Source organism: Micromonospora chalcea (genome assembly GCF_002926165.1).
Classification (GTDB): Bacteria; Actinomycetota; Actinomycetes; order Mycobacteriales; family Micromonosporaceae; genus Micromonospora; species Micromonospora chalcea.
The window spans coordinates 1-12,587 of sequence record NZ_MAGP01000018.1 but is presented as its reverse complement, the minus strand read 5'-3'; the positions used below and the strand labels follow the sequence as shown (position 1 = coordinate 12,587).

General features: G+C 72.1%; 10 protein-coding genes. 2 read left to right on the top strand and 8 right to left on the bottom strand.

Annotated features, from left to right (window positions below):
• Positions 1 to 249 precede the first annotated feature (249 nt).
• On the bottom strand, positions 250 to 1,368 hold the full coding sequence (locus tag BAW75_RS03290; RefSeq protein WP_104112581.1) for a glycerophosphodiester phosphodiesterase: 1,119 nt from the start codon (positions 1,366 to 1,368) through the stop codon (positions 250 to 252).
• A 106-nt stretch (positions 1,369 to 1,474) separates the two neighbouring features.
• On the opposite strand from BAW75_RS03290, the gene BAW75_RS03285 reads away from it, so the two are divergent.
• Positions 1,475 to 2,809 (top strand): TrkH family potassium uptake protein, encoded by a 1,335-nt coding sequence (locus tag BAW75_RS03285; RefSeq protein ID WP_104112580.1) that lies wholly within the window; start codon positions 1,475 to 1,477, stop codon positions 2,807 to 2,809.
• Positions 2,799 to 3,467 carry a potassium channel family protein gene (locus tag BAW75_RS03280; protein ID WP_064446653.1) on the top strand — a complete coding sequence of 223 codons (669 nt, stop codon included), beginning with the start codon at positions 2,799 to 2,801 and terminating at the stop codon, positions 3,465 to 3,467. Before BAW75_RS03285 ends, BAW75_RS03280 begins: the two co-directional genes overlap by 11 nt.
• A 62-nt stretch (positions 3,468 to 3,529) precedes the next feature.
• Here BAW75_RS03280 and BAW75_RS03275 read toward each other — a convergent pair whose 3' ends face one another.
• The 7 genes from BAW75_RS03275 to BAW75_RS03245 all read right to left on the bottom strand — a co-directional run bounded on the left by BAW75_RS03275 (position 3,530) and on the right by BAW75_RS03245 (position 12,243).
• Positions 3,530 to 5,152: a serine/threonine-protein kinase gene (locus BAW75_RS03275; protein ID WP_104112579.1), complete on the bottom strand. Its 1,623-nt coding sequence runs from the start codon at positions 5,150 to 5,152 to the stop codon at positions 3,530 to 3,532.
• A 71-nt stretch (positions 5,153 to 5,223) separates the two neighbouring features.
• Positions 5,224 to 6,756, bottom strand: a complete 1,533-nt coding sequence (locus BAW75_RS03270) for a fused MFS/spermidine synthase (protein WP_208635177.1) — start codon at positions 6,754 to 6,756, stop codon at positions 5,224 to 5,226.
• Between the two features lie 60 nt (positions 6,757 to 6,816).
• Positions 6,817 to 7,854 carry a VldE C-terminal domain-containing protein gene (locus BAW75_RS03265; RefSeq protein ID WP_104112577.1) on the bottom strand — a complete coding sequence of 346 codons (1,038 nt, stop codon included), beginning with the start codon at positions 7,852 to 7,854 and terminating at the stop codon, positions 6,817 to 6,819.
• A 184-nt stretch (positions 7,855 to 8,038) separates the two neighbouring features.
• The gene (locus BAW75_RS03260; protein WP_104112576.1) at positions 8,039 to 8,848 is read right to left on the bottom strand and encodes an inositol monophosphatase family protein; all 810 of its coding nucleotides are present in this window, start codon (positions 8,846 to 8,848) and stop codon (positions 8,039 to 8,041) included.
• Positions 8,841 to 9,293 carry a response regulator gene (locus BAW75_RS03255; protein ID WP_043328130.1) on the bottom strand — a complete coding sequence of 151 codons (453 nt, stop codon included), beginning with the start codon at positions 9,291 to 9,293 and terminating at the stop codon, positions 8,841 to 8,843. Before BAW75_RS03255 ends, BAW75_RS03260 begins: the two co-directional genes overlap by 8 nt.
• The gene (locus tag BAW75_RS03250) at positions 9,290 to 11,017 is read right to left on the bottom strand and encodes a sensor histidine kinase (protein WP_104112583.1); all 1,728 of its coding nucleotides are present in this window, start codon (positions 11,015 to 11,017) and stop codon (positions 9,290 to 9,292) included. Before BAW75_RS03250 ends, BAW75_RS03255 begins: the two co-directional genes overlap by 4 nt.
• Positions 11,018 to 11,049: 32 nt before the next feature.
• Positions 11,050 to 12,243, bottom strand: a complete 1,194-nt coding sequence (locus BAW75_RS03245; protein ID WP_208635176.1) for a PP2C family protein-serine/threonine phosphatase — start codon at positions 12,241 to 12,243, stop codon at positions 11,050 to 11,052.
• Positions 12,244 to 12,587: the final 344 nt, after the last annotated feature.

The following is a 12,587-nucleotide window of genomic DNA, read 5'->3' as shown; positions in this document are numbered from 1 at the left end:
GCCGAGCCCCGCCGAGCCCCGCCGAGCCCCGCCGATCTTGGAGTTGTGGCGCCTCAGATGCCCGGTTCGCGGCTTACGCGAGGCACCACAAGTCCAAGATCGATGGAGCGGCCCGAGATCTTGGTACGGGATGGCCCCTCGGAGGGCCGTTTCGTACCAAGATCTCGGGAGCGGGCGAGCGCGACGGACCCCGGCACGCTAACGGGGTGCTCGCCGGAACGGCGGGCACCCCGTGAACAGGAGCAGGGGTCAGCGGCCGGCTCGGGCGGCCACCGCCGTGTCGGGGTGGTCGCTGAACACGCCGTCCAGGCCCAGGTCGAAGAACAGCTCGTACTCGGATGTGATGTCGCCACGCGCGTTCGGGTCGGCACCGATGCGGAAGTCCACCGGCAGGAACTGGTTCTCGGCCCGGAACGTCCACGCGTGCACCACCAGCTTCTGCCGGTGCGCTTCACGGATCACCGGGGTCGGCGCGAGCAGCCGTCCGGCGGAGTCCCGGGGCACGATCAGGTTCTTGTTCAGGCCGACGCCGTCGGCGTACCGGGAGATCCAGGCCAGTCCGGCGGGCGTGGCCAGGTCCGCGTAGGTCCGCTTGTCGCCGCCCGCGACGAAGTCGTAGGGCGCGCCGCTGGCGTCCATGAGCTGCACCAGCCGTACGTCGATCATCTTGTCGAGTTTGCGCAGGTTGGCAGTCTCGAAGCTCTGCACGAACACCGTGTCGGCGCGGTGGGTGAGCCGGTTGCGGCGCAGCACCGCCACCAGCGGCTCCTCCAGCGGGCGGCCGATCGAGGCGAAGTAGGTGGGGTGCTTGGTCTCCGGGTAGACGCCGATGGTCCGGCCCCGGGCCTTCGACTCGGTCCGTGCCAGGTCGATGACCTCCTGGAAGGTCGGGATCTCGAACCTGCCGTCGAACGCGGTGTTGGCGACCCGCACCTGGGGCAGCCGCTCCTTGGCCCGCAGCGTCTTCAGCTCGGCCAGCGTGAAGTCCTCCGTGAACCAGCCGGTGACTGTCACCCCGTCGATGGTCTTCGTCGCCTTGCGAGCGGCGAACTCGGGGCGGGCGGCCACGTCTGTCGTACCGGAGATCTCGTTCTCGTGCCGCGCGACCAGGACGCCGTCCCTGGTCGCGACCAGGTCCGGCTCGATGAAGTCGGCGCCCTGCCGGATGGCGAGCCGGTAGGCCTCCAGGGTGTGCTCCGGGCGGTAGCCGCTCGCGCCGCGGTGGCCGATCACGATCGGCCGCTGGGTCGCGCGGGCCTGCTCGGCGGCGCGGTCGCCCGGGCCGGCCTGGGCGGCCACGGCCGGCACCACCACAGCCGCCGCGAGCAGCGCGCCGGCCACGCCGAGGGCGGAAAGGGTACGTCGCAACGCCGTCTCCTGTCGTCGATGGGTACGCACAGCAGACCGGGCGCGGTTGACCGCCAGTTGGTCGGTTCCTGACCTGCCGGTGAATCTCCGGACGGAAGATGACGGGATGCGCCGCCTGCTCCGGAAGCCCGTACGGCTGGTGCCGTTGGGGTTCCTGGCGGTGATCCTGGTCGGCACCGGTCTGCTCATGCTGCCCTGGGCCACCAGCGAGGAGCGGTACACCCCGTTCGTCACCGCGCTGTTCACGTCCACGTCGGCGGTGTCGGTGACCGGGATGGCGGTGACCGACACGCCGAACTACTGGAACGGCTTCGGGCTCGTGATGATCACCGTGCTGACGCAGCTCGGCGGCCTGGGCATCCTGACCGGGGCGTCGCTGGTGATCCTGGCGGTCTCCCGCCAGCTCGGCCTGCGTAACCGGCTGCTCGTGCAGGCGGAGACCGCCGAGTTCGGCCTCGGCGACGTACGCCGGCTGCTGTTGCGCATCGCGGCGACGGTCTTCGTGACCGAGGCCCTGATGACGGCGGTGATCGCCGCGCGCCTGTTCCTGGCCTACGACTACCGGCCGGGCCGGGCGCTCTGGTCGGCGGTGTTCCACTCGGTGCAGGCGTTCAACAACGGCGGCTTCGCGCTCTACTCGGACGGTCTGATCGCGTTCTCCCGCGACGGCTGGGTGGCGCTGCCGCTCAGCATCGGCGCGATCATCGGCGGGCTGGGTTTCCCGGCGCTGTTCGAGGCGGTACGCGAGTGGCGGCAGCCGGCGCGCTGGGCGGTCGCCACGAAGCTGACCGTCTGGGGCAGCGTGGTGCTGACCGTCTTCGGCGTCGCCTACCTGCTGATGGCCGAGTGGGGCAACCCGTTCACGATCGGCACCTTCGACGTGCCGGGCAAGCTGCTGGCGTCGTTCACCCAGATCGCGTTGAGCCGTACCGGCGGCTTCGACGTCATAAACGTCGGGCGGCTCACCGACGAGAGCTATCCCATGCTGATCGGCCTGATGTTCATCGGCGGCGGCAGCGCCAGCACGGCCGGCGGCATCAAGGTCTCCACGTTCTTCCTGCTCGGCTTCGCCATCTGGGCCGAGTTGCGGGGCGAGCCGGACACCACTGTCGGTCGCCGCCGGGTGGCGGCGGCCAGCCAGCGGCAGGCGCTGACCGTGGCGCTGCTGAGCGTGGCGCTCGTGGCGGGCGGGACGGTCGGCCTGATCGGTTTGACCTCGCACGTGTCGTTCTCGGCCGCGTTGTTCGAGGTCACCTCCGCGTTCAGCACCACCGGCCTGACCGTCGGGGTGTCCGGGCAGCTCTCCCCACCCGGTCAGTACGTGCTGATCGCGCTCATGTACATCGGCCGGGTCGGGCCGCTCACGCTCGGCTCGGCCATCGCGTTGAACACCCGTCGACGGCTGTACCGCTACCCGGAGGAGCAACCCATTGTCGGCTAGACGCCCGGAGGAGACCGGCATCGCGGTGATCGGCCTGGGCCGGTTCGGCTCGCGCCTCGCGGACTCGCTGTCCCGGCTCGGTTACGAGGTGCTGGCGATCGACCACGACCCGGCGCGGGTCCAGCACTGGTCGGCCGACCTCGACCGGGTGGTGCAGGCGGACACCACCGAGGAGGTGGTGCTGCGCCAGCTCGGGCTGGCGGACTTCCGCCGGGTGGTGGTCGCGATCGGGGCGTCGCTGGAGGCGAGCGTGCTCACCGTACTGGCCCTGGCCGAGCTGGGGATCGAGCAGATCTGGGCGCGGGCCACCTCGGAGAAGCACGCCAAGATCCTGCACTCGGTCGGCGCGCACCACGTGGTCTTCCCCGAGGCGGAGACCGGTGAGCGGGTGGCGCATCTGATCGTCAGCCGGATGCTCGACTTCATCGAGTTCGACGACGACTTCGCCATCGCCAAGGTCAAGGTCCCGGCGCCGCTGGTCGGGCGGTCGCTGCGCGACATCGCGCCGCAGGACCGGTACGGCGTGATGGTGGTGGGTGAGAAGCAGGCCGGGGAACGGTTCCGGTACGTCGGACCGGACACGGTGCTGGAGGCGGACAGCGTGCTCATCGTGGAGGGCGGCATCACCCAGGTGCAACGCTTCTCCGCGCTGGCCTGACCGTCAGTCCTTCTTCGGGCCCTTGCCCTTGCCCTTGCCCGGCCCACCCCCCTTCGACTGGTCTACTGTGCTTTTCCCTTGGGGCCCTCCTTGCCCTTGCCGGGCTTCGGTGCGGCCTTGGGCTTCGCCGGTTTGGGCTTCGCCGGCCCGCTCTTGGTGGTGTTCTTCGCGGTGGTCTTGGTGGGCGACTTGACCGGCGTCTTCACCGGCGTCGCGGTGGTGGGCGCCGACCCGGCGATCCCGGACACCTGCACGCCGCAGCTCTTGCCGCCGACGGTGAACTCCACCGGCAGCGTGTTGCTCCCGGTGTAGCGGCCGGCCAGCGTGAGCTTCGCCGACGCGCCGGGAGCCAGCGCCGGGGTCGCGGTGGGCGCGGGAATCGACACGGTACGCCCCTCCTGCCGGGCCGGCGGCTGGGCCGTGGTGACCGTCTGCTTGCCGGGGAACGTGAAGTTCATGGTCCAGCCGCGCAGTTCCCGGTCACCGGTGTTGGTGAGCGTCAACTCGGCGGAGAAGTCCTTGCCGGTGTCGCGGCGCAGCGAGTAGTCGACAGCGCAGGGCGTCGGCTCGGGCAGGCTCATTCGCGCCTCGGTCGGCTCGACGCCGCCGCTGGCCGGGCTCCGCGACGTCAGTCCCCACATCGTGGCGGTCACCGCGACCAGTCCGACGGCGGCCACACCGGCCTCGACCTTGCGTCGCCGCGCCACCGCCCGTTTCGTGCGGGTACGCACCGCCGAGAACGGCAGCGCGTCGGTCTCCGCCGACCACGGCAGGATCGTGGTGCCGGCGTTCTCGGCGTGCGCCGGGTCCATCCGGCCGAACGCCGGCGACACCGGCACGATCGCCGCGATACCGGCCGCCTCGGCGAGCGTACGGGCCACCTCGGCGGTCGCCGGGCGGTCCTCGGGCCGCTTGGCCAGGCACCGCTGCACCAGCGCGGCGACCGGCTCGGGCAGGCCCGGCACCGGGGGCATCGGGTCCGGGTCGCGGTACATGTGCGCGCGCAGCATCTCGGTGGTGGTGCTGGCCTGCCACGGCAGGCGGCCGGTCAGCATCCGGTACAGCAGCAGCCCGACCGCGTACACGTCGGTGGCGGGCGAGACGTGGCCGTTGTCCAGCCGTTCCGGCGCGAGGTAGGCCGGCGTGCCGAGCAGCGCGCCGTCCGGCCCCTTGTCGCTCTCCCCCACCAGCGCCGAGATGCCGAAGTCGACGACCTTCACGCCGGTCGGGGTCAGCATGACGTTGCCCGGGGTCACGTCCCGGTGCACCACGCCACGGGCGTGCGCGGCGGCCAGCGCCGAGGCGACCTCCGCGCCGATGGTCATGGCCTCCCGCCACGGAAGCTGCCCGTCGCGGCCGAGCCGCCCGCTGAGCGGACCGCCGTCGACAAGCTCCATGACCACGTACGGCACGGTCAGGCCGACCTGGACCGACTCGCCGTAGTCGTACACGTTTGTGATGTTGGGGTGGCACAGCCGCGCGGCGGCCTGCGCCTCCACCCGGATCCGGTGCCGGAACGCCTTGTCGCTGGCCAGCCGTGAGGCCAGCACCTTGACCGCCACCTGGCGGCCCAGCACCTCGTCGTAGCCGCGCCAGACGACCGACATGCCGCCCGCACCCAACTGCTCGACGAGCCGATAGCGCTCGCCGAGCAGTTGCACGCCGTTCCTGACCGGTCCACCCATGGTCGGTCCTGTTGCCCGAAGTGGGCCCCGGTACACCTCAGCGGTCGGAATCGGTCAGGAAAGTCACCCGTTCAGGCGGTCGCGAGGAGTTGGTCCACCGGCGCGTAGTCGTCGGTGAGCACCATCGCGTCGCCCACCCATTCGGTCACCGCCGCCTCGTCCATCAGCTCGGCCCGCTCCGGCAGCAGCTTCAGACCGGGCGGGATCGCTGCGAGCGGCAGCGGCGCGTCCGAGGCGACGATCACGAAGTTGGCGCCCTGCTCCCCGTCGATCGCGCCGGGCGGCGCGATCAGCGCGACGTGCGCGAACTCGGCCTTCACCGTGGCCAGCTCGGCCCGGATGAACCGGCCCGGCGGGTAGTCGATGACGTTCTGCACGTAGATCCCGTCCGGGCGCAGCACCCGCCGGATGTCGGCGGCCATCTCCCGGGTCGCCAGGTGCCACGGCACCACCAGGTGCCCGAACGCGTCGCCGACGACGAAGTCGCGGCTGTCGGTCGGCTCGCCGCGCAGCAGCACCCGCGCGTCGCCCACCTCGGCGCGCATCTTCGGGCCGGTGCGCAGGCCCAGCTCCCGCCGGTCCAGCTCGACCAGCCCGCCGTCCAGCTCGAACACCAGGTTGTCGGTGCCGGGCCGGGTCGCGGCCAGGTAGTTCGGCACGGTGAAGCCGCCGCCGCCCAGGTGCAGCGCGTCCATCGGCTGCTTCGCCGGCCGCGCCACGTCCGCGACCAGGCCGATCCACTGCGTGTACGCGTACTTCAGGTGGTTCGGCTCGTTCAGGTCGACGTAGGAGTGCTCGGCCGAGTTGAGGTAGAGCGTGCGTCCCTGCGGCCACGACGGGTCCACCTCGACCCGGGCGCAGTGGTACGCGGTCTCCACGTCGCACGGGTTCGGCGCGGCAGCGGTGAGCCCCGCCGCGGCGAGACCGAGCAACGCCAGCGCGGCCTTGACCCGGCCCGGCGTGGACGGCCCGCCGGCCCCGGCCGGGCGTCGCAGCCACACGCCGAGCCCCAGCCCGGTCACCCCGAGCGCGGCAGCGAGTCCCAGCACGATGACGGAGCTGGACAGCGCGGCCACCAGCACGAAGCCGGTGCCCAGCGTGGCGGTGATGCCGCCGAGCGTGCCGATGCTGGACAGCTTGCCCACCACTTGGCCGGTGCGGCGCAGGTCGGCGAGCTGAAGCTTCACCACGAGCGGGGTGATGCCGGCCAGCAGCGCCGCCGCGGGCACCACGGCCAGCGCGGTCAGCAGGAGCACCGCGCTCGCCGCGCCACCGCGCAGCACCTCACCGGCGTACCTGACGATCGGCAGCGTGACGGCGGTGGCGATGCCGGCCAGCACCAGCGCCGGGGCGAGCAGGGTACGCGGGTCACGCCGGTCGGCGAGCCACCCGCCGAACCACGCCCCGTACGCGATCGCGGCCAGCGCCATGCCGATGACCGAGCTGGTCACCTGGAGCGTCACCCCGACGTACGGGCCGACCAGGCGCAACGAGACGGTCTCCAGCACCAGCACCGCGCCGCTGGAGAAGAAGACGAGGAACGCGGCGAGCCCGTTCGGGAGGGCCCGCGGCGGAACCGGGGCGTCGGCCGCCGGTTCCGCCATGACGTCGGACGATGTGCTGCTCACCGTCGCGATGGTACGCAGCGCCGCCGGCGGGCCGCGTCAATACATCGAGATGTGAACATGGTTTGTGTGGTCGGCAGCCGGGCTGCCGCCACCGCTGTACGCGCGCCAGCCGGTGTTCGGCATCCAGATCTGCCGATACCAGATGACGTACATGATGCCGAGGCGGTTCGCGTTGTTCTTCGCCCAGGCGGCGAGGCTGTCGCCGTACGCCTTGTCGCCGCCGGTGGCCGTCTTGTCCTCGAACCCGCCGCTGGCGGCGGAGAAGTCGCAGGCCCGGCCCTTGGGGTGCTCGCCGCCGCCACCGCTGCGGTGACACGAGGCGTAGCGCTTGTAACCGGCCGCCTTCGCCTGCTGGAGCATGTGCAGCGTGCGCGGCGTGATGCAGCCGGACGCGGGCGTCGGGTCGTCCACCGAGCACGACTCCGACGGCCACGAACCGTCCGAGTTGCGCGGCGCGGGCTTCGCCGACGAGGAGGTGCCGTTGAACCCGGACCCGGCGCCGGAGCTGACCTTCGCCAGCGCCACCTCGGCGTCCTTCTTCTTGCGGGCCTGCACCGCCACCTGCTTGGCCTGCTCGCGCACCTCGGCGTCGATGGCGAGCTTCGCCTCGGCCGCCTCGGCCTTCGCGTCGGCCAGCTCCCGCAGCCGCTTGCTGTCCCGCTGGGCCATCACGTCCAGCTCGGCGGCACGCTTGAGGAAGTCGTTCGGGTCGGCGCTGGCCAGCAGCATCGACGTCGCGGTCAGCCGGCCCATCCGGTACGACTGCGCGGCCACCTCACCGGCCTGCGCGCTGAGCCCGACGAGGCGTACCTCGATGTCCTTGAGCTGGGCGTCGAGCGCCTTCTGCCGGCGCTTGGAGTTCTCCAGCTTGTTCTGGGCCTCGATGTGGCCCTTCGCCGCCGCCTCCAGCGCCGCCCGCAGCTGCTTGCTGCCGCCCTCGTTCGGGGCGTTCGGGCTGGGTACGGCGGCGGCCGGCCCGGCGGCCATGCCGGAGCCGAGAAGCACGGCCAGCGCGGCGAGCGCGGCGAGCAGCGACCGCCGGGCGCGCCGGCCGGTAGAGCTGGTCCTGGGCACGTGTTGGTCCTTCCGTCGACCGCCGGCCCCCGTACACCGAGCGGCGTCTCCGCCGGCGCCGGTCGGCGGCCTGCTGGCGGAGACCGCCGGTCACGATACCGGAACACGCGCGACACGCCAGGCCGGCGACGGCGTACGGCGGCTGGCGTCGACGCAGCGTGCCGTGGCCGTCGCGCAGCGCCGCTCAACCACCCAGCAGGGCGGCGCTCACCTCGTCCCAGACGTCCGGGCTGGCCGCCACGAGCAGTCCCGTGCCGTCGTCGGCCGGGTGGTAGTCGGCGCCGTCGAAGCGGCGGGCCACACCGCCGGCCTCGCGCACCAGCAGGGTGCCCGGCGTGTGGTCCCACGGCAGGGTGCGCCAGAACAACACGAACTGCTGCGTGCCGGTGAGGATGTCCAGGTACTCCCGGCCGGCGCAGTGCTGGCCGGGCAGCAACTCACCGATGCGGCGCCCGCCCTCCTCCACCTGGCGGCGGAAGTCCGGCGGCAGGAACTTCGTCGCCGCGGTGCCCCGCAGCGCGCCCACCCGCGGCTCCGCCGGCGGCGTCCGCAGCGGCGCTCCGTCCAGCCGGGTGCCCGCGCCGAGCCGGCCCGCCGCCATCGTGCCGTCCAGCGGGTCGTACACCCAGGAAGCCACCGGTACGCCGTCCGTGAGCAGCGCCGCCATCAGCGCGAACGGCCGCCGCCCGGCGGCGAAGTTGGAGGTGCCGTCGACCGGGTCGACGAGCCATACGTCACCGCTGCCGCGCAGGTGCCGCAGCAGGTCCGGGTCCTCGGCGACGGCCTCCTCGCCGACCACCACCGAACCGGGCAGCAGCTGACGCAGACCCTCGGAGATCAGCGCCTCGGCCTCCCGGTCGGCGACAGTCACCACCTCGCCGGGCGCCTTCTCGGAGATGTCTGCCTCGTCGAGCCGGCGGAACAACGGCACGACGACCTTGGCCGCCGCCTCCCGCAGCAGCGCGCCGACGTCGTCCAGCAGCGGGTCAGCCACGCGGAGGCAGCTTGACCACGCTGACGAAGAACTCGTCGATCTGGCGGACCACCGAGATGAAGCGTTCGAAGTCCACCGGCTTGGTCACGTAGGCGTTGGCGTGCAACTGGTAGCTGCGCAGGATGTCCTCGTCGGCCTGCGAGGTGGTGAGCACCACGACCGGGATGCGGCGCAGTTCCCCGTCCTTCTTGATCTCCTCCAGCACCTCCCGGCCGTCGCGCCGGGGCAGGTTCAGGTCGAGCAGGATCAGGTCGGGCGTCACCGCGTCCGCGTACTGGCCCTCACGGCGCAGGTACGCGAGCGCCTCGGCGCCGTCGGAGACGACGGTGAGGCGGTTGCGGAGCTTGTGCTCCTCGAACGCCTCCTGGGTCATCAGCACGTCGCCCGGATCGTCCTCGACGAGCAGGACCTCGATCGGGCTCTTGCCGTCCGCGGGCGCGGTCATCCCACCGTCTCCTTCATGCCACCGTTTGTACCGTGTCCGTCCGCCTCCGCGGGCGGCTCTTCGCGCGCTTCGCCGTCCGGCTGACGCCCGACGGCCGCCGGGTCACCCTCGGCGGCCACGGCCTGCTCCCCGGCCTCGGCCACCTCCGCCGCTTCCGCCGCCTTGGCGGCCTCGATGTCGGCCTCCAGCGCGGGCAGCGTGAACCGGATCGTGGTGCCCTCGTCGGCGTCGGTGTCCACCCAGACCCGGCCGCCGTGATACTCCACGATCTTCTTGACGATCGCCAGCCCGATGCCGGTGCCCGGGTACGCGTCCTTCGAGTGCAGCCGCTGGAAGATCACGAAGATCTTGTCGGCGAACTCCGGCTCGATACCGATGCCGTTGTCCCGGCAGCTGATCTCCCACTCGCCGTCGACCAGCCGCGCCGACACGTGCACCTTCGGCGGCACATCCGGGCGGCGGAACTTCACCGAGTTGCTGACCAGGTTGACCAGCAGGTTGGTCAACAGCGGCTCCTCGCCGCGGATGGTCGGCATCTCGCCCCAGGTCAGCTCCGCGTCGGCGTACTGCACGGCCGCCTCGGTCTGCCCCGCCACGTCGCCCATCACCTTGTTCAGGTCGACCTCGGTGAAACCGGTGGTCAGCCGGCCGATCCGGGAGAACGCCAGCAGGTCGTTGATCAGCCGCTGCATGCGCTGCGCGCCGTCCACCGCGAACGCGATGTACTGGTCGGCGCGCTCGTCGAGCTGTCCGGCGTACCGCCGCTGCAGGAGCTGGCAGAAGCTGGCCACCTTGCGCAGCGGCTCCTGCAGGTCGTGCGACGCGACGTAGGCGAACTGCTCCAGGTCACGGTTGGAGCGGGTCAGCTCCTCGGCCTGCTTCTGCAACTGGCTGTTGACCCACTCGATGCGCTCCCGCGCCTCGCGTACCTCGTCCAGCTCGCGGGCGATCTTCATCCGCATCTGGTCGATGTCCTCGGCGAGGCGGCGGAACTCCGGCGGCCCGGACCCCTCGATGCGGTGCCGGTAGTCGCCGTCGGCCACCTCACGCACCTGGCCGACCAGGGCGGCCAGCGGGCGGATCAGGATCCGGTCCAGCGAGAGCAGCATGACCACGCCGGCCGTCGTGACCACCAGCGCGGCGATGATCAGCAGCACGACAAGCGTGTTGCTCGTCGCGTTGACGCGGTCGGCGGTCTCCTGCCGGACGGTGAGGATCTCGTCCTGGAGCGTGTTCACCGACGAACGGATGCCGTCGAACTGCTGCCGCGTCGCGTCGGTGATCAGCGCCTGTCCGGCCGCGGGTCCGTCCCGCTCGACCGTGGTGATCACCGGCTCGGCCACCTGGCTCCGCCACTGCGCGGTCTCCTGCTCCACCACGTCCAGCGACCGGCGCACGTCCGGGTAGTCGGCGGAGAGATCGCGGATCGAGGCGGCCAGGCTCTGCTCGCGCTTCACGCCCTCCTGGTACGGCTCAAGGTCGGTGCGGTCGCCGTTCACCGCGTACCCGCGCACCGAGGTCTCCTGATCGAGCAGCGCGCTCATCAGCTCCTGCGCCTGCACCCGCAGCGGACCGGTCTTGAGCAGCACCGCGTCGATGTTCTGGCGGTTCTGCGCGGCGACCGCCGCCTCCGCGCCGGCCAGCCCGAGCAGCAGCACGACCACCACGCCGAGCAGCGCGGCCACCCGCCGCCGCAGGGTCCACCCCTGCTGGTACGCCTTCACCGGTTCCTCCCCGTCGCCCTTCGCGCTCGCACTCACCGGCCGCTGCCCCGCGTCACCAGCAACATCGCCACGTCGTCGGCCAGCGGGCCACCGTTTATCTGCTCGGCGCGCCCCACCAGCCAGGCGGGCAGCTCGGACAGCGGCACCGCCCGGTTGGCCGGGTCGGCGAGCAGATCGGTCAGACCGGGCACGTCGAGCCGTTCGTCACCGCCGTTTACCCGGCCCTCGATGAGGCCGTCGGTGTACATCAGCAGAGACCAGTCGTCGGTGTCGAACTCCAGGTCGAAGGCGATCGGGCGGCGCGGCCGTACGCCCAGCAGCAGCCCACCCTTGGCCGGCACCGGCGCAACCTTGCCGCCACTGAGCAGCAGCGGCGGCGGGTGACCCGCGAGGCGTACGGTGGCCCGCGCCGACGCCAGGTCGAGCCGGGTGGTGGCCACCGTCGCGAAGATCTCCTGGAGACGGCGCTCGCTCATCAGCACCTGCTCCAGCGCGGGCAGCACCTCGTCGTCCGGCACCCCGGCCAGCACCAGCGCCCGCCAGGCCACGCGCAGCTCGACGCCGAGCGCCGCCTCGTCCACGCCGTGCCCGCAGACGTCGCCGACGATCAGGTCGATCCGGTCCGGCCGGGTCTGCACCACGTCGTAGAAGTCGCCGCCGATCAGCGCGGCGTGCCGGCCGGGCCGGTAGAACGTGTGCACCGACACCTCGTCGGTGGTCATCAACGGCTGCGGCAGCAGGCCGCGTTCCAGGCGGGCGGACTCGGCCTGGCGCAGCTCCACCTCACGCAGCCGGCGGGCGTTCTCGTCGGCCCGCTTGCGCTCCACCGCGTACCGCAGCGCCCGGGTCAGCAGGACCCCGTCGACCTGGCCCTTGACCAGGTAGTCCTGCGCGCCCTCGGCGACCGCGACGATGCCCAGGTGCTCGTCGGACCGGCCGGTCAGCACGCAGACCGCCGCGCCGCTGGCCATCTCCAGCACCCGGCGCAGCCCGTCCAGGCCCTGCGCGTCCGGCAGGCCCAGGTCGAGCAGGACGCAGTCCACGCCCATCACCCGCTGCCGGGCCTCGCTGAGACTGGTCGCCACCAGCAGGTCGATCATCGAGTTGGTCTCGGCGAGCAGCTCGCCGACCAGGAAGGCGTCGCCCTCGTCGTCCTCGACCAGCAGCACCCGTAGCCGCTCGCCCGGCGGTACGCCGCCGTGCAGCCCCGCCCCGGCCGACGGCACGTGGACGGCGCCCGATGCGCCGGAACCCCGCTGCGGTCGGGTAACCGCCGCGAGTCGCGGGAGTTCGCTGGTGATGTCGGGCTCCTTCCGAATGCCCTGCTGATCCTGACTCAGACCACAGTCATACACAACGCGGCCGACACCGGCGCGGCGGAGCGGGTGACCGGTCCACCTCCACAGCGGCACGGTCGACAGACGATGTTACGCCGGGAGCGCTGTCACGCCCGCAGCGCACCGTCCGAGGACTGCCGCCGCAGCCCCCGGGGGTGCAGGATGATGCCCACCCCGTTGATCCACCCCGAGGAGTCCCCGTGGGCGCACCCCCCACCCGTCCCGCCCACCGC

Excerpts from the sequence above, each read along its gene's own strand:
- BAW75_RS03285 (WP_104112580.1), top strand. The coding sequence starts at position 1,475 with ATGCGCCGCCTGCTCCGGAAGCCCGTACGGCTGGTGCCGTTGGGGTTC.
- BAW75_RS03275 (WP_104112579.1), bottom strand. The coding sequence starts at position 5,152 with ATGGGTGGACCGGTCAGGAACGGCGTGCAACTGCTCGGCGAGCGCTAT.
- BAW75_RS03270 (WP_208635177.1), bottom strand. The coding sequence starts at position 6,756 with ATGGCGGAACCGGCGGCCGACGCCCCGGTTCCGCCGCGGGCCCTCCCG.
- BAW75_RS03255 (WP_043328130.1), bottom strand. The coding sequence starts at position 9,293 with ATGACCGCGCCCGCGGACGGCAAGAGCCCGATCGAGGTCCTGCTCGTC.